Annotated in this window: 14 protein-coding genes; 10 read left to right on the forward strand and 4 right to left on the reverse strand. The window is 62.1% G+C overall.

Annotated elements, in window-relative coordinates; genetic code table 11:
* The first annotated feature begins 118 nt into the window (after positions 1-118).
* From ACFSGJ_RS00525 to ACFSGJ_RS00535, 3 genes are read left to right on the forward strand one after another with little or no spacing between them, the layout of a single operon-like run.
* Positions 119-1,123 carry an ABC transporter substrate-binding protein gene (locus ACFSGJ_RS00525; protein WP_390258537.1) on the forward strand — a complete coding sequence of 335 codons (1,005 nt, stop codon included), beginning with the start codon at positions 119-121 and terminating at the stop codon, positions 1,121-1,123.
* Positions 1,123-2,844, forward strand: coding sequence for an ABC transporter permease (locus ACFSGJ_RS00530; protein WP_390258540.1), 1,722 nt, complete (start codon positions 1,123-1,125; stop codon positions 2,842-2,844). Before ACFSGJ_RS00525 ends, ACFSGJ_RS00530 begins: the two co-directional genes overlap by 1 nt.
* Positions 2,832-3,956, forward strand: a complete 1,125-nt coding sequence (locus ACFSGJ_RS00535; protein ID WP_390258542.1) for an ABC transporter ATP-binding protein — start codon at positions 2,832-2,834, stop codon at positions 3,954-3,956. Before ACFSGJ_RS00530 ends, ACFSGJ_RS00535 begins: the two co-directional genes overlap by 13 nt.
* A 435-nt stretch (positions 3,957-4,391) precedes the next feature.
* Here the strand turns inward: ACFSGJ_RS00535 and ACFSGJ_RS00540 are convergent, their stop codons facing one another.
* Entirely contained in the window at positions 4,392-5,231 is an 840-nt protein-coding gene (locus ACFSGJ_RS00540; protein ID WP_390258544.1) for a helix-turn-helix domain-containing protein, read from the reverse strand.
* Positions 5,232-5,777: 546 nt separating this feature from the next.
* The gene (locus tag ACFSGJ_RS00545) at positions 5,778-6,176 is read right to left on the reverse strand and encodes a RidA family protein (RefSeq protein ID WP_390258546.1); all 399 of its coding nucleotides are present in this window, start codon (positions 6,174-6,176) and stop codon (positions 5,778-5,780) included.
* Positions 6,177-6,846: 670 nt separating this feature from the next.
* Between ACFSGJ_RS00545 and ACFSGJ_RS00550 the strand changes: the two genes are divergently transcribed.
* The 4 genes from ACFSGJ_RS00550 (at position 6,847) to ACFSGJ_RS00565 (ending at position 10,748) form a co-directional block, all read left to right on the forward strand.
* Entirely contained in the window at positions 6,847-7,752 is a 906-nt protein-coding gene (locus ACFSGJ_RS00550) for a LysR family transcriptional regulator (RefSeq protein ID WP_390258548.1), read from the forward strand.
* 423 nt (positions 7,753-8,175) lie between these two features.
* Entirely contained in the window at positions 8,176-9,072 is an 897-nt protein-coding gene (locus tag ACFSGJ_RS00555) for a transporter substrate-binding domain-containing protein (RefSeq protein ID WP_390258550.1), read from the forward strand.
* A 67-nt stretch (positions 9,073-9,139) separates the two neighbouring features.
* Complete coding sequence (locus tag ACFSGJ_RS00560) at positions 9,140-9,988, forward strand: amino acid ABC transporter permease (protein ID WP_390258552.1); 849 nt, start codon at positions 9,140-9,142, stop codon at positions 9,986-9,988.
* A complete protein-coding gene (locus ACFSGJ_RS00565) occupies positions 9,981-10,748 on the forward strand; it encodes an amino acid ABC transporter ATP-binding protein (protein ID WP_390258555.1) in 768 nt (255 codons plus the stop codon). The genes ACFSGJ_RS00560 and ACFSGJ_RS00565 overlap by 8 nt, the downstream gene beginning before the upstream one ends.
* A gap of 56 nt (positions 10,749-10,804) precedes the next feature.
* Here the strand turns inward: ACFSGJ_RS00565 and ACFSGJ_RS00570 are convergent, their stop codons facing one another.
* Complete coding sequence (locus ACFSGJ_RS00570; RefSeq protein ID WP_390258557.1) at positions 10,805-11,686, reverse strand: LysR substrate-binding domain-containing protein; 882 nt, start codon at positions 11,684-11,686, stop codon at positions 10,805-10,807.
* Between the two features lie 112 nt (positions 11,687-11,798).
* Here ACFSGJ_RS00570 and ACFSGJ_RS00575 point away from each other — a divergent pair, with 112 nt between their 5' ends.
* Entirely contained in the window at positions 11,799-12,992 is a 1,194-nt protein-coding gene (locus tag ACFSGJ_RS00575; protein WP_390258559.1) for a trans-sulfuration enzyme family protein, read from the forward strand.
* Positions 12,989-14,404 carry a M20/M25/M40 family metallo-hydrolase gene (locus ACFSGJ_RS00580; RefSeq protein ID WP_390258561.1) on the forward strand — a complete coding sequence of 472 codons (1,416 nt, stop codon included), beginning with the start codon at positions 12,989-12,991 and terminating at the stop codon, positions 14,402-14,404. The genes ACFSGJ_RS00575 and ACFSGJ_RS00580 overlap by 4 nt, the downstream gene beginning before the upstream one ends.
* A 366-nt stretch (positions 14,405-14,770) precedes the next feature.
* Here ACFSGJ_RS00580 and ACFSGJ_RS00585 read toward each other — a convergent pair whose 3' ends face one another.
* A complete protein-coding gene (locus tag ACFSGJ_RS00585; RefSeq protein WP_390258563.1) occupies positions 14,771-15,682 on the reverse strand; it encodes an NmrA/HSCARG family protein in 912 nt (303 codons plus the stop codon).
* Between the two features lie 104 nt (positions 15,683-15,786).
* Here ACFSGJ_RS00585 and ACFSGJ_RS00590 point away from each other — a divergent pair, with 104 nt between their 5' ends.
* Complete coding sequence (locus ACFSGJ_RS00590; RefSeq protein ID WP_390258565.1) at positions 15,787-16,215, forward strand: winged helix-turn-helix transcriptional regulator; 429 nt, start codon at positions 15,787-15,789, stop codon at positions 16,213-16,215.
* Positions 16,216-16,334 lie beyond the last annotated feature (119 nt).

A 16,334-nucleotide genomic window follows, 5' to 3' on the forward strand; every position in this document is an offset into this window, starting at 1 on the left:
TCCCTGCCGCTGACCCCCGCCACGGGCTTCGTTTCCCGAATGTCATCTGCCTGTGACACATCGGGGCTAGGCAGGCGGGCGTCAGTGAAACACCAGCAGCGGGAGATGACCCTTGCGCATGACCTTCAGGACCGCCCTTTCCGGCACCGCCCTTTCTGCCGCCCTTGCTGCCCTTGTCGCCGGCAGCCTTGCGACCGGCGCGCTTGCCCAGTCGGGGCCGCTGGTGATCTATACCTCCACCCCAAGCGACCAGATGGACCAGCTTGTCGCCCGGTTCAACGAAAGCTACCCGGATATCGAGATCGAATATTTCCGCTCGGGCACGACCGAGGTGATGAACCGGCTCGAAGCCGAGTTCGCCGCCGGAAACCCGATGGCCGATGTGCTGCTGATCGCCGATACGGTGGTGATGGAGGGGCTCAAGGCCGAAGGCCGCCTTCTGGCCTTTCCGGAGGCTGACACGACCGACACGGACCCCACCCTGCATGACAGCGAGGGGCATTATTTCTCGACCAAGCTGATCACCACGGGCTTTGCCTACAACACCGACAATGTGTCCGAACCGGCGAGCAGCTGGTCCGACCTCCTCGACCCGGCGATTGCCGGCCGTCTCACGATGGCGAGCCCGCTTTATTCCGGCGCGGCGATGATCCATGTCGGGACCGTCGCGAACACCGAAGGGTTTGGCTGGGACTATTTCGAGACGCTGGCCGAACATGGGGCCATCGCCGGGCGCGGCAATGGCGGTGTCCTTTCGGCTGTCGCGAATGGTGAGGCCGATTACGGCATCATCATCGACTACATGCCGCTCAACGCGGCGGCCGAAGGCTCGCCCATCGCCTTTGTCTTTCCCGATGAGGGCGTGACGGCGGTGACCGAGCCGGTCGCGATCCTGTCCAGCGCCACCAATGTCGAGGCGGCGCAGGCCTTCGTCAACTGGCAGCTTTCCGAGGAAGGCCAGCGTTTCCACGTCGAGCAGGGCTATCTGCCGCTGCGCGACGGGATCGACCGGCCCGAGACCTTCCCCGACGTCGAGATCGAGATCATCCAGGCCGACCCGGCGCTGCTGCTTGAGCAATCGGAAGAGATCAAGCAGCGCTTTGCCGATCTGTTCGGCGGGTGATGACCGCAGGGCCATTGCGCATCCTTGCGGGCCAAAGACCACGCCTGTCCGCCGAGGGCCTGCTGCTGGTGGTCCTCGGCCTCTATGTGCTGGGGCTCTGCCTCTGGCCGTTGCTGCGGCTTCTGGCGTTGGTGTTCGACGGCGGGCTGGCCGGGGGTGTCGGGCTTCTGGCGCAGGTCTGGACCAGCCCGGCGGCGCGTGTCGCGACGCTGAACACGCTCGATGCGGCGCTTTGGGCGACCGTGCTTTCGGTGGCTCTGGGCGGGGGGATGGCGCTCCTTGTCGGCCTCAGCGATCTGCGCGGGCGGGTGGCGCTCGTTTTCCTGCTGATCCTGCCGCTTTTGATCCCGCCGCAGGTCTCGGCGCTTGCCTGGATGTCGCTGATCGGCCCGCAAAGCCTGCTCTGGGCCATGCCGGGGCTGGAGACGCTGCGCCCGGCCCGCAACCCGCTTCTGGGGCGCGGCGGCGTGATCCTCGTCATGGGGGTCGAGCACGCGCCGATGGTCTTTCTGGCCCTGCGCGCCGGGCTGCGTGCCCTGCCCGGCGATCTGATCGACGCCGCACGCGCCGCCGGGTCACGCCCGCTGGGCGCGGTGCGCCGCGTGGTTCTGCCGCTGATGTGGCCGCCGCTGGCCGCAGGCGCCGCGCTGGCCTTCGTCTCGGCCATCGGCAATTTCGGCGTGCCCGCGCTTTTGGGGATACCGGGCCGCTTTCCCGTCCTCTCGACCCTCATCTATCAGCGGCTTTCGGGCTTCGGGCCTTCGGCGTTGCCGGATGTGGCGGCGCTGGCGCTGATCCTTGCGGTGATGGCCGCTGCCGGGATCGCCTTGCAGACGCTGGCGCTGCGCCGGTTTGCGGTGGCGACCGACCGCACCGGCGGCGGGCATCGCGGCTTTCTGCTGGGGCGGGCGCGATGGCCCGTCAGCGTCGCGGTCTGGGCGCTGATGACGGTGATCGCGATCCTGCCGCTGGCGGCGCTGGTCGCGGCGGCGCTGGTGCCGTCGGTGGGCGTGCGGCTGACGGCGCAGACGGCGACCCTTGCGAACCTGATCCATGTGGTGGCGGACCTTGGTGTGACACGACGGGCCTTTGCCAACAGCCTGACGCTGGCGGGGCTGGCGGCGGGGCTGACGATGGCGGCGGCTGTGCCGCTGGCCTGGCTGATGGCGCGGGGTTCGCGGGCGGCGCGGATGCTCAACCTGGGGGCCGATGCGCCCTATGTGCTGCCGGGCATCGTGCTCTCGATCGCCTTCATCCTTGCGTTTCTGCCGCCGCTGCCGGGGCTCGGCATCAGCCTTTACAACACGCTCTGGATTCTGCTTCTGGCCTATCTCGCGCGGTTCTTTGCACTTGCGCTGCGCCCGGTCGCCGCCGCCCTGACCCAGCTTGACCCCGCGCTGGAAGAGGCCGCGCGGAACGCGGGCGCCCGTCCCCTGCGCCGGCTTTTCACCATCGTCCTGCCGATGATCGCACCCGCGGTCGGGGCCGGGGCGATCCTTGTGTTCCTTGGCGCGTTTTCCGAATTGACGGTCTCGGCGCTCTTGTGGTCCCGCGGGAACGAGACGCTGGGCGTCGTGGTCTTCTCGCTTTACGATGAGGGGCGGACCACGATGGCGGCGGCGGTCTCGGTCTGGGTCCTGTTGGTCGTGCTGGGGCTCGCCGGGGCGGTCACGCTGCTGGCGCGCCGCCAGCCGGAAGGAGTATTGCCATGGCAGCCCTGACGCTCGAGAATACAGGCTTTGCCGTCGGCCAGTCCCGGATCATAGGCGGCATCGACCTTGCGCTGGCAGACGGTGAGTTTCTGGCGCTGGTCGGCCCGTCGGGCTGCGGGAAATCCACCCTTTTGCGCCTGGTCGCGGGGTTCGAGCGGGCGACATCCGGCCAGATCCGGATCGGGGATCGCACCGTCTCCGGCCCCGGCCTGCATGTCGACCCCGAGGATCGCGAAATCGGCATGGTGTTCCAGTCCTACGCGCTCTGGCCGCATCTCGATGTGGCGGGCAATGTCGGCTACGGCCTGCGCGTGCGCCGGATGGCGGCCGCCGAGCGCCGCGCCCGCGTCGCCGAGGCATTGGAGACAGTGGGCCTCGCGGGCTATGAAAAACGCCGCATCCAGCAGCTCTCGGGCGGGCAACGGCAGCGGGTTGCGCTGGCGCGCTGCCTGGCGATGAAGCCGCGCCTGTTGCTGCTGGATGAGCCCCTGGCGAACCTTGACGCCCATCTGCGCGAAGCCATGGTCGAAGAGTTCCGCCGCCTGCATCGCGCGACCGGCGCCAGCATCGTCTATGTCACCCATGATCAGGCCGAGGCGATGGCGCTGGCCGACCGCATCGCGGTGATGTCGGCGGGAAGCCTTTTGCAGATCGGTGCGCCGCAGCAGCTTTGGCGGGAACCGGCCAACGCCACGGTTGCACGGTTTCTCGGGCGCGGCCAGATCGTGCCGGTCGAGGTGATCACGCCCGGCCCCACCGCCCGCGCACGTCTTTTCGGGCAGGAGGTCAGCCTGCGGGCGCCGCCCGGCCTTGCGCCCGGGGCCGCACTCGCCTGCCTGCGGCGGCGCGACATCGTGCCGGGTGACACAGGGTTCACGGAAGGGTTTGCCGCGCAGGTCACCGATTGCCGCCTGCTGGGCGACCGCTACCTGCTGACCGTTCAGCCGCTGGAGGCGCCTGATCTGCGGCTGCACTGCGAGGCGGAGACGCCCCCCGAAGGCGACAGGTTGCGCATCACGGTTCGCGACGGCTGGGTTCTGCCGCCGGAAACCGGGGCCGCGCAATCCTTTGCCTGGAACTCGCCCGAAACCCGGCAACGCAACCTTGCGTCAACGCCATGAGCCGGTTCCTGCGGCAACGTGATCACGCGTCCCGCCCATCGAGCCGACAGCCGCCGCGCCCGCCCGGGACCGGTGCGACTGGTCGCCAGTTGAGCGAAGATGGCTGAGCAGATGCCATCCCGGGGCGCGTACGTTCACGGCAACAACGTCATTTCGCCGACCCGTTTCCTTGCGGAAAGCGGTGATCAGGAGGTCGGCCGCCACATCGAGCGCCCCGCCCGGGGGCCGATGGAGGTGGCCCGCAGCCGTCATCCGGTTCACCTGGCCGGGGCAGCCGGCCCTCCTGATCCGGCGACCGTCTTCGGGTTGCGGTTACAGTTCACTCAACCGTCTGCTGACTCTCGTTACTGCCCGAGCCCCTGAACTGGCCGCTACCGGCACCGATCAGCGGGCGCGGGCAGTAGCTTGACCTATCCCTGTCCGACAGTCTGGGTGTTAGTGCCTGACTGCCGAATTCACCGGATCGCGCATTGCACGACGGTAGTCGCTGGGGGTCGTTTGCTGGTGCCTCAGGAATACCCGGGCGAGTACCTGGTTCGACGAATACCCCACCTCATAGGCGATGTCCGTGACGGGGCGGTCGGTCATTTCGAGAAGCTCGCACGCACGCTCCAATCTGAGCCGCGTCAGATAGACCCGGGGGGGGACACCGACGCTCTGCTTGAACATGCGCGCAAAATGGAACGTGGAGAGTTGCGCCTCGGCTGCCAGCTCGTCGAGACTGATGTCCTCGGACAGTCGCGCCCGCATAAGTTCTGTACAGCGGCGCTCTGCCCACGGCGCAAGACCACCCTTTACCGGCTTGAACGGTGTTCCGCTCAACCGACAGAGTTCAGCAAGTATCTCGCACCCGGCGGCCTGCGCCAGCAAGCGAGATGGCGCGCCCTCATCGTCCGACAAGCGCCACAGGTTCCGGAGCGCAGTGCGAATGGCCAAAGAGTGAAATGATCCGCCGTAAAGCTGCAGGGACTCGAACGAGAATTCGCCGCCTGCGGCCTCGTCGACTATTTTCTGCCAATGCGCCACAGGAAATGCAATTGTACGAATGTGGTGGGTGGTGTCCACTGTGGACACAGGGGCGAAGTTCGGCGCAGCTAGATAAAGTGCGCCTTTTTCGCTTGTCGTATTGAAACGCCCCCCTCCCCAGTTACCTGACACATATGCTCCGCCCTGCAAGTCCTGGCACAGCAGGAGATCCGGTGTGGCAGCGCGCGACATCGAACCGGGGGGGCGCTCTATTTCAAGCAGATCGAGGACGGAGCCAGGGGATTTCATGCTACGTACGTTATATCCGCAGTGGCCCTGGCGGTACCATTGAGCGGAGGCTGAAAGGGGGAGCATCGTCATTTTCTGCGTATCCTAATCAGGTGGCTGCCGCCTCGGCGCCGGTTAGTGTGGCGCAGGTGGTCGATGGCGCAGATGCATCACCGCTCAAGCGCCCTGAATGCTTGGCAGTGCGCTTCTGCGAGGGTATCGGCGACCTTATCCCTGCCGGTAATACTTCGACTTTTCGGCCACTTGGCCGAAAAGCCGGTGGCGGCAGGGCCACCTTCAGGGCAGATTAAATTAGAACCCCGCATGCCGTCCAAGGCTTTTTCGTCATGGTTCTATTCGCAGTGGTTATACGCTGCCGCAGGTTGGCCGGCGGCAGCGGGTTGGATCGTGCGGGAAATGCTTCACAGTTCTTCAACCCGCCCGGCGCGGATTGGCATCTGCACCGGAAGGTTCGTCTGCGAGGGCAAATCGCGGGCGGACATGCTTTTGCTGCCCGCCCCGATCTGGGTCAGTTCCGTCTGAACCGCCCATAGACGGCAGGTGGCATCAGCCCTTCGCAGGGATACGGGCGATGACCTTGATCTCGAAATCGAAGCCTGCAAGCCAGTTGACACCAATTGCGGTCCATGTCGGATAGGGTGCCGCCGAGAAGATCTTGCTTTTCACCGCCATGATCGTCTCGAACTGGGCCTCGGGGTCGGTGTGGAATGTGGTGACATCGACAATATCGTCGAAATCACACCCACCGGCAGCCAAGGTCGCCTTCAGGTTATCGAAGGCAAGTTGGACTTGCTTGGCAAAGTCAGGCTCGGGCGAACCGTCCGCACGGCTACCAACTTGTCCCGAAACAAAGAGCAAGTCTCCGGAACGAACTGCAGCCGAATATCCGTGCTTTTCATAGAGAGCATGGCGATCCGCAGGGAAGACAGCATCACGTTTTGCCATATCAGGTTCCTTTGTTTTCCAAGGCCATCTGGTGGCCTGCTTCAGGCGCCACGGCGGGCGCATCGCTGTTTCGCTCGCATTCGATATACGGGCCGTATGTGATTTAGTCTGGATACACCCCGTATGTCAAGTAGCATACGGCCCGTATCCGAACGGACTCCTCCCGCCCTCGGCCCCCCGCATGGTCCATGAGGCAGTATCGGCTCCGACCTCGCGCCTCCAATGTTCATCCAGCGGCGAACGCGGGGACGATAATCGGCCGGAACGGCGTTGCGCTGCCGGGCGTCATCTGCGCAAGTAGCGAGCTGAATCGCACATGCCTTTCGGTGTGGTTCGGCAGGCGTCAGATTCCACCGGTTACTGCTTCGATCGTGCGAGTCCGTTCGCGGTCTGGCGAGGGACCCCGCGCGAGCCTGAGCCGTACCAGGCCGATCCGCATCGGTGCGGCCTGCATGTTGAACAAGTCGGTATCCGCTGACATTTTGCCGTTCCTTTCCGTGAGAGATCCCGCAAGAGATGCTCGACAGTTTCATGTTCGTCGTGCGACAGCACAGCGGCAGGCCTGCAGGCGCGCACTGTTATCGACCGCCCGTGGCAGAGATTGCCATTCCCCTTATTGATACGGTAGCTTCAAAAACTGAGACCTGTGTCGCGTTTTCGGGAACTTGGAATGGAAATTGAAGAGCTGCGGACATTCATTGAGGTCGCCGATGCCGGTGGTGTAACGGCTGCGGCGCAACGGCTCGGTATCTCGAAATCGATCGTGAGCCGGCGGCTGGCGAGGCTCGAGATGGACCTCGGGGTCCAGCTGTTAGCCCGAACGACCCGCGGAGCCGGTCTTACGGAAGCGGGCGAGACGTTCCGGAACTATGCCGCCAGAGTGACCGCCGAGATCGACGAAGCCAAGGAAACCATTTTGCCAGCCGGGGAGTTGCGCGGTCGTCTTCGCGTTTCTGCACCCCTGTCGTTCGCAACAACCCATCTTGCACCATTCCTGGCCAAGTTTGCACAGCAGCATCCAAATCTGCATGTCCATACCTGCTACAGCGATCGGCATGTCGATCTCGTTGCCGAGGGTTATGACTGCGCAATACGGCTTGGGTATCTGCCCGATTCCTACATGATTGCAAAACGCATAGGCCCGATCTTTGGAAGGCTGGTCGCTACACCGGACTACATTTCCAGCCGTGGTGCGCCAGAGACTCCGTATGATCTGCTTTCCCATGAGTGTCTCATGCAGGGCACGGAAAGCTGGCATTTCATGGACGAGGATAAAATTGTCACCGTCCGCCCACGGGGACGTTTCAAGGCTGACAACGGCACAGCGCTTGTCGCCGCCGCTTTGGCCGGGCTCGGCATCGCCATGCTTCCAGAAGGTCTTGTTATGGAATACCTTGAATCCGGTATGCTCATCAACGTTATGGAGCGGTACCCTGTGCGCCCGGCCGGCTTATTCGTGGTGAGACCGCCGAGCTCGCATCCGGCCCGGAAGGTCAGGGTCTTTACCGAAATGCTGATCGAAGAGTTTGCGCGCGCCTCCGAATTCAGGACGGACGCCACGACCAAGATCGCGTAGGTGTTCCAGACAGTCAGGGCCTGCGGCGGTTTTCGGTAACGGTTTCCCGGCCCTGTCAGTGACCTCGCCACCGCCGTCTTGTTCTTGCCATGATAAAGGGCTAGTCCTGAACTGAACCGGACCAACCCGTCGCGCGCTGTCCGCGGATGATGACGCGGACATGCACCGTCCAACCGCAGGAAGCTGCACGTGAATGCCCGGCTTCGCTGTTACGCTGAAACAATGTCTTGCTTCCTTTAAATCACCGGTGCCCCGCGCCGCAGAATGTCATAACTTTAGAGAATTGATTGCGCCTCACTTTGTATTGGACGGAATAGACCTTCCTCTTCTACCCTTATGGGAAGGCATCGCTGATACTATTCCGTCTGGAGCATCAGAAACAGGTATATTCTATCTTGTCACATAAGAGGGAAGGCCACGGAAATGTACAGAAGTAATCCAAAATGCCGCGCCGCGCTTTCCGCAGCAGGGTTGCTGGCGATGTCAACGGTCTCCGAGGCCGAGGTCTACGACCTGTCCAATGTCGGGGTCGTGCAAGACCTGGCCGCACGAGTTCCCGCGGAAATTCGCGAACGAGGCGTGCTTGTCAGTGGATCCGATAATGCATACGCGCCATGGGAATATCTTTCCGGTGATGACGGCCAAACGCCGGTAGGTATAGATATCGATATCGGCAGGGCAATTGCCAGAACGTTGGATCTTGAATTCGAGTCCCGTACCGCCGCTTTCCCTTCGATTCTGCCGGCCCTGGGCAGCATGTACGACATCGGCCTCAACGCGTTTTCCATCACCAACGAGCGGATGAGCGTCGTCAACTTTGTAAGCTACTCGGACACCCAGAGTTTGTGGGTCGTTCGGTCGGGCAATCCCACGGGTTTCGATCCCGGCGACTATTGCGGAACCACGGTGGCGATCATGCCGGGTACATATTATGAAACGAATATTGTCGCAGACAGTGAAGCCTGTGTGGCTGCAGGTAAGCCTGCGGTGGAAATGCTGCCATTTTCAGCGCAGACCGAAGCGATAACACGTGTGGCTGTTGGCGGTGCGGATGCGACCGCGACCGGGGGTGGCACCGCCGCCTATGCAGTGGCCCGATCGGGCGGGCGGCTGGAAAATCTCGTCCCGGTCGGCGCGATGTCGCGGCGCGGGCTGAATGGAATTGCCATCACAAAGTCCGACGATGAGCTGACGCAGTTGATTGCAGACACACTGAACCACCTCATCGACACGGGTGTTTATGGTGAAATCTTTGAGATGTGGGGCGTAACCCATTTCGCCGTTGACGAGGCACTTATCAATCCTGAAACGCCGTTCTGACATGACGACGCCTGGCACCCCTGACTCGCTTTCCTCTGATGACCTCAGAAAGGGAGAGAGCCAGAAAGTGGCGCGGAACATAGTTGTTCCGCGCCGCCACCCGGGTCGCTGGGTTGCAGTCGTAATTCTGGGCATCCTCGCTGCTCAGATAGCCCAGAGCCTGCTGCAGAACCCCAATTTTCACTGGGACGTATTTCTCCAGTATCTTTTTGCACCGACCGTGCTCGCGGGCGTCGGCTGGACTCTGCTCCTGACCGTCGTCGCGATGCTGCTGGCCATCGTCTGCGCGGGCGCGCTTGTCCTCATGCGCGACTGTGGCAACCCGATCCTGCGGATCCTGGCCTGGCTGTGGATCTGGTTCTTTCGCGGAACGCCCCTTTACACGCAGCTTCTGTTCTGGGGGCTTTTTGCGGTGCTGTTCCCGCGTCTGTCGATTTCGGTTCCGTTCGGCCCCGAAATCGTAGGCGTCCCTACGAACCTGATCGTCACCGCGTCGGTTGCGGCGGTGCTGGGGCTGGGTCTCAATGAGAGCGCCTATCTCGCGGAAATTTTCCGCGCAGGGTTCAAGAGCATAGGACGCGGCCAGACGGAGGCCGCGCAGGCGATCGGGATGTCGCGCGGGCGGATCTGGTGGCGGATCCTGTTGCCGCAGGCGATGAGGACGATCATCCCGCCGACCGGAAACGAGACGATCGGCATGCTGAAGGGCACGTCGCTGGTACTGGCGGTGCCGTTCACGTTGGACCTGATGTTTGCGACCAACGCCATTGCCAACCGGATCTACCTGCCGGTGCCGATGCTCATGGTCGCGGGCTTCTGGTATCTTGTGATCACTTCAGTGCTGATGGTCGGGCAACACTATCTCGAACGCCATTTCGGCAGAGGTCAGGATTTTGTCGGGGGCAGGCATGTCTGATGACACTGTCGTCTCGCTGGAGGGTATCCACAAGTTCTTTGGTCCGGTACACGCGCTTCGGGGCGTCGATCTGACGATCGCTCGGGGCGAAGTCTGCGTGGTCATCGGGCCATCCGGTTCAGGCAAGTCCACGCTGATGTGCTGCATCAACCAGCTGGAAACGATATCCGCCGGGCGCGTATACCTGAACGGTGAGCTGCAGGGATACGAGGAGCGGGGCGGCCGCTTCCATGTCCTTGCCGAGCGGCAGATCGATGCGCAACGTCGTAAGACCGGCATGGTTTTCCAGCAGTTCAACCTCTTCCCACACAAGACAGCGCTTCAGAACGTGATCGAAGGGCCTGTTCAGGTGAAGAGAATGAGCCGGGCCGCTGCGAAGAAGCTCGGGTTGGAACTGCTGGACCGTGTCGGTCTGAACGACCTGGCTGATCGCTATCCGGCCCAGCTTTCCGGCGGGCAGCAGCAGCGCGTTGCCATTGCGCGCGCATTGGCAATGGAACCCGAGATCATGCTGTTCGACGAGCCGACATCGGCGCTCGATCCCGAGCTTGTCGGAGAGGTGCTGGACGTCATCAAGGACCTTGCGCAGAACGGCATGACCATGATGCTTGTCACGCACGAGATCGGATTTGCGCGCGAGGTCGCCGATCATCTTGTCTTCATGGATCAAGGCTGCGTTGTCGAGGAAGGCGAGCCCCGCGAACTGCTGGCCAATCCGAGGAATGGCAGGACCCGCGCATTCCTGTCGAAGGTGCTTTAGACATGCAATCTTGTGCCGCCGCCGCCCCCGCCGCCGCTGAGCGCCCGAAGCCGCCGTCAGATGCCGGCGGCTTCATGAAGCTCTGCGATAAGGGCTTCCACCTGCCTCGACGGTGGCCGGTGCGGTGGCAGGATCAGCAACGTCCGGAAATTCAACGCGGGCTCGAACGGGCGCAAGACCAATCCCCGGTTGAGGAAAAGATCCGCGGCCATGGGATCGACAAGTCCCACGCCCAGGCCGTTCGCGACCATAGCGCAGATGTTCATGGTATAGGGTGTCTCGAGAACCGTACGCACCTTGATGCCAGCTTGCTCGAAGACTGCCTCAGCTCGCTGGCGTGCCGTGTCCTCGGGCGACAACGCCAGAAAGTTGTGTCCCTCCAGATCCGCCGGTCGAACCATTTCAAGCTTCGTGAGCGGGTGACCCTCGGGCATGGCCAGCGCTGCTCGAAGCTCGATGAACGGGCGACATTCGACGCCGGTCCTGTCGATTTCATCAGCCACAACACCAAGATCAAACTGGCCCGACGCTACCAGATCACGCACAACCGAGGACATTCGCGAATGGTAGGTGATCGCGATACCCGGGTGTTTTGCCAAGAAGCCTGCAATCGCCTGGGGCATTATATTGTTCGAAAACGCCGACAAGCTCGCGACGCGGATCTCTCCCGAACCATAGTCACGGATCCGCGCAGCAGCGCCGCGAAGTTTCGCAAGCCCGGCAAAGGCATGCTCGACTTCCTGAAAGAAAAGCTGCCCCTCGACTGTCGGATCCAGACGGCCCTTGGTGCGGTGAAACAGCGGGAAACCGACGCTCTGCTCAAGGGCCTGCAGCATCTTGCTCACGGCGGGCTGCGAGATCCTCAGGGTCTCGGCCGCTCGGGCCGTCGTCCTGTGCGTCACGACCGCGCGAAAAATCTCTACCTGTCGCAGGTTCATGCCCGCTCCTCTTCTGTTCAAGAACAGAGAATACGAATGAAAACAGAAATGACAGTGCTTTTGGCAGAAATGAACAGGCAGCGGCCCCAGCAAGACGGCAAAAGGAAATAAGATGAGTGACCTTACACAGTGTGTCGTGACACCGAAGGTGCCGACGGAGGGGTTTGATCCGCTGGGGGTCGCGATTCACCGGGGATCCACCATCGCATTCGAAGACGCTGCAGCCTACGCGGCGCGCGGCGATCGGGGTGACAGCGGCTATGCCTACGGGCTTTACGGGACGCCGACGACCCGCACGCTCGAAGAGAAGCTGACCCGGCTTGAGGGCGGCTGCCGCAGCTTTCTGGTTCCCTCGGGGCAAGCTGCTAATACAATGGCGCTTCTCCCGTTCTTGTCGGCCGGCGATCACGTTCTTCTGGCGGACACGGTATATCCGCCGATGCGCGATCTTGCTCGGAACGAACTCGTTCGGATGGGCGTCGTCGCGGACTTCTTCGATCCAACCGACCTTGACGATCTGCGGTCGCGGATGCTGCCAGAAACGAAGATCGTGTGGTGCGAAAGCCCTGGCTCGACGACAATGGAGATCATGGACATCCCCGCCGTCGCCGACATCGCGCACGGGGGCGGCGCCCTTCTCGGCGTTGACAACACATGGGCTACTCCGTTGAACCTGAAGCCGCTGACCCTTGGCGCCGATCTGGTGACCGAGGCGCTGACGAAATACGTCTCTGGGCATTCGGATGTCCTGATGGGATCGATATCCGTGAGGAGTGCCGAACTCGCAGCGCGGATCAAGGCGACGATCGGACGGATGGGGATCGGTGCGTCGCCCGACGACGCAGCACTGGTCCTGCGCGGGTTCGAAACGCTCGGTCTTCGCCTGCGCCACAGCGAGGCGGTGGCAGGACGGTTCGCGGAACGTTTGGCACGGCACCCGATGATCCGGCGCGTGCTGTTCCCGGCTCTGCCCTCAAGCCCTGGTCATGCCCTTTTCAAGCGGGACTTCCTTGGCGGAAGCGGTGTCTTCACCCTGACCTTTCCCGACAGGGTGGCCCCGCATGTCACTGCCGCGCTTGATGCGTTGAAGCTGTTTGTCATCGGCGCTTCATGGGGCGGCACGCGCAGCCTGGTGGCGCCGATGACGGTTGCGGCAAACCGCAGCGCCACCCGCTGGATCGATCCTGACATCACGCTGCGGGTCTCGATCGGCCTCGAGGACGAGAACGAGCTTTGGGACGATATGCAGCGCTTCATCGAAGCTCTGGCCAACCAAAGCCGCAGGCGCAGGTGGTTTGACACATGATTGATCGGAATGCGCAGACATCAGACGCCATCGCGCGGCTGAATAAGGTAATGGATGAAGCCGCGCGACACGAGAATACGGCGGTCCGCAAGCTGCTAGACCTGATCGCAATACCGTCAATCTCCATCGATCCGCCGGGGAGCGAGGGGATCGCCAAGGCGGCCGCTTGGCTGCAGGCGGAACTGATCTCAATGGGTCTACAAGCAAAGATCGTCGAAACGGGGGGGCATCCGGTCGTACTAGGCTCATGCCACAGCAGCTCGTCACGCCGGCGAATACTGTTCTACGGCCACTATGACGTGCAGCCTGCAGGAGATCCGGATGACTGGACACATCCGCCCTTTGCGCCGGCAATTATTGAGGAAGAGGGCCTGCACAGATTTTACGGTCGCGGCGCATCCGACAGCAAAAGCCAGTTCTGGACCTTGCTGGAGGCGCTGCGGGCATGGAAGGCCATACATGGAGAGTTTCCGGCCGATATCGTGGTCCTGCTGGAGGGCGAGGAAGAAATCGGCTCGACAAGTCTGCCCGACTTCCTCGCCCAACACCACGATGAGCTATGCTGCGACATCGCGTTCATCTGTGACGGTGATATGTGGTCACGCGATCGGCCCGCCATCACGACGCAGCTAAAGGGGCTGGTGCATGAAAAGGTTACAATCCTGACTCCGCACGGCGATCTGCATTCGGGATTTTTTGGCGCAGTTGCCGCCAATCCGCTCCGTATCCTCTCAAGCATCCTGGCGGCGATTCACGATGAGGGCGGTCGCATCGCGATCGACGGATTCTATGACGGCGTTCAGGATATTCCCGCAATGCGCCGCGACCAGTGGCGACAGCTTTCTGCCGAAGCCGGGGTGAACGACGGTGTAAGCCTTGAGGGCGGCGTGATCGAGCAGGGCTACTCGGCCCTTGAGGCGATGTGGGGGCGGCCAGCAATCGATATCAACGGTGTTACCGGCGGCAATCAAGGACCCACAGGCCGCTCCGTGACGCCCGGCACGGCTCACGCGCGATTAAGCTTCCGCCTGGTGGCAGGGCAGGATCCGGATCTCGTTCGCGAACGTTTCAAGGAGTTCGTTCTGGCCCGGGTGCCTGAGGGCTGCAGAGCCGAGTTCGAAGGCGCGAGCTATGCCCCGGCAATCATGCTATCTCAAGACAATCCGTATCTCCGTGCCACTGCGCGCGGATTGGAAGCAGAATGGGGCCATCCGGCGGTCCTGAAAGGAAGCGGGGGAACGGTTCCCTTGGTCCATCAGCTTCATGAGGCGCTTTCAGTGGACGGTATTGTGGTCGGGTTCATTCTGGGGACTGATGCGATCGACGGGCCGGACGAACATTACGATGTGGAGCGCTTTCGCGCGGGGACGCGTGCCTGGATCAGGATTTTTGCCGAGCTTGAGATGATCTGACAGAACGACGCTCTGCCATCATTGAGGCAAAGCGGCTCTCATCCCGAAAGGCAGGATGCCGATGATAGGCTGTAAGCTGAGGCCGTTCAGGGCCAGCAGTTTCATGGCATGAGCACCACGATTTCGGCGCTAGGCCATTGACTGCCCGTAACCGTCCGATTGTCACTGCCTGCCTGGGGGCGTCGTGATGGGTAAGGCACGTGCATGGTGATGTCGCAAACGACCTGCCTATTGTGCGGAGTGGTCGAGCGGAGCGAGGTCCCGGGGGTCGGCTAGGGGCGCCTTCAACACCTGCCAGAGGCAGTCACTGCCCCCTGGTAGATAGCCGTCTGCGTGGCAAAGCGCCCCTTCCGCCAGTTCCAGGCACTACCGCAATGATATGCCTGCCTGAGGTGCATTGAGAGCCTCTTCGAATAGAACCTTGCCCGGGCCGGAAAGCCATTGATCCAGCTTCAGCATTGGCCCGAACTCGCGCTCCAATGCAGGAATGTCTGCGACTCCGGCCACGATGCCCTTATCGACAAGCGCGGAAAGCTGACGCAGAAAATCATTTCCCGCCAGCAGTTCGTCGGAAAAGCGCTGATAGCGGATGGGATGACCTGCCGCACGTGAGAACGCCTCTTCCAGATATTCCCCGGTGATATCCTGCCCCGAGAGTTCCAGGGTCTGACCGGCATAACGTCCGGGTTGGAGAAGTATCTGCGCGTTGATACGCCCAAGGTCATCAAGCGCTATCATCTGCATCGACTGACGCCGCTGCATGAAGAATGTGAAGACACCTGTATTCAGCCCCATTCCGGGAAGCATCATCATTTCCATAAAGCTGGCGGGACGCGTGATTGTCGCAGCAATCGGCAAGCCGCGAATGTGATCTTCGATGCGGGACTTGCTATCGAAATGTCCCATGCCCGTATGGCCTTTTCCTGCTGCACCACCGGAAGAATATACCAGATGGGCGACCCCGGCTGCGACAGCGCTGTCGGCGATAGCCTTGCCTTGCGCCACTTCCTGTTCATCTGTGACCAGCCCGGAAGGTGAACTGGCTTGCACACTGAAAATGCCGCGTATCCCGGTCATCGCCCTGTCAATCGATGCGCGGTCAAAAAGGTCGCCCACCGCGAGCGTTATTCCCTCGGCGGCGAGCGCTCTGGCCCTCTCGCTCTGCGGGTCGCGCACGAAGGCGCGAACCTCACGGCCTGCTTCGCGCAGCGCCCGCGCCACAACACAGCCTTGCTGGCCTGTGGCTCCGAAGACCAGGAATTCCGGTGAGCTTGACATGTCAGTTCTCCTTAATAACTATTTGAGGTTACCATGTGGAACTATTGCGAAGGCCGCACAAGACGGCACATTCTTGGTCCTTGGGCACATAAAGAGAACTAACATTGGAGAAGGTTCAGATGGCGCGAGAGATCAATGGTCGGCCTGTCATCGAAACGTCGCATGGGCCGGTACTGACGCCCTGCGCTCCGGGAAGCGTGCTGGCGCGACTTGGCGACAAGTGGACGATCCTCGTTATCTCGCTGCTTTCGCTCTCTCCCGATGCGCCCATGCGGTTCGGGGCGCTCAGGCGCGGCATCCCTGACATCTCGCAACGAATGCTGACTCTGACCCTTCGAAACCTTGAAAGGGATGGTCTGGTCGTGCGGCATTATTACACTGAACTGCCGCCCCGCGTGGAGTATGAGCTGACGGAGCGAGGAAAGTCGATGTTGAAGCCGCTGGCCGGGTTTACCGACTGGATACGGGACACATGGCAGGACATCGAAGCATCCAGGGCAGAATTCGACGAGAAAGAGCAGGGCCGCAATTGAAGGGCGGCAAAGGGCCTATTCCGTTGAGCGACCTGCCTGATGGAATGACGGCTGATTAATTCTGCAAGGGCGGATTGAGGTGGGCGGCGCGCCTTCTTCTCGAATGACCGTTTACGCCG

Origin of the sequence: Halodurantibacterium flavum (assembly GCF_042681825.1) — a bacterium.
In the GTDB taxonomy this organism is placed as follows: Bacteria; Pseudomonadota; Alphaproteobacteria; order Rhodobacterales; family Rhodobacteraceae; genus Halodurantibacterium; species Halodurantibacterium flavum.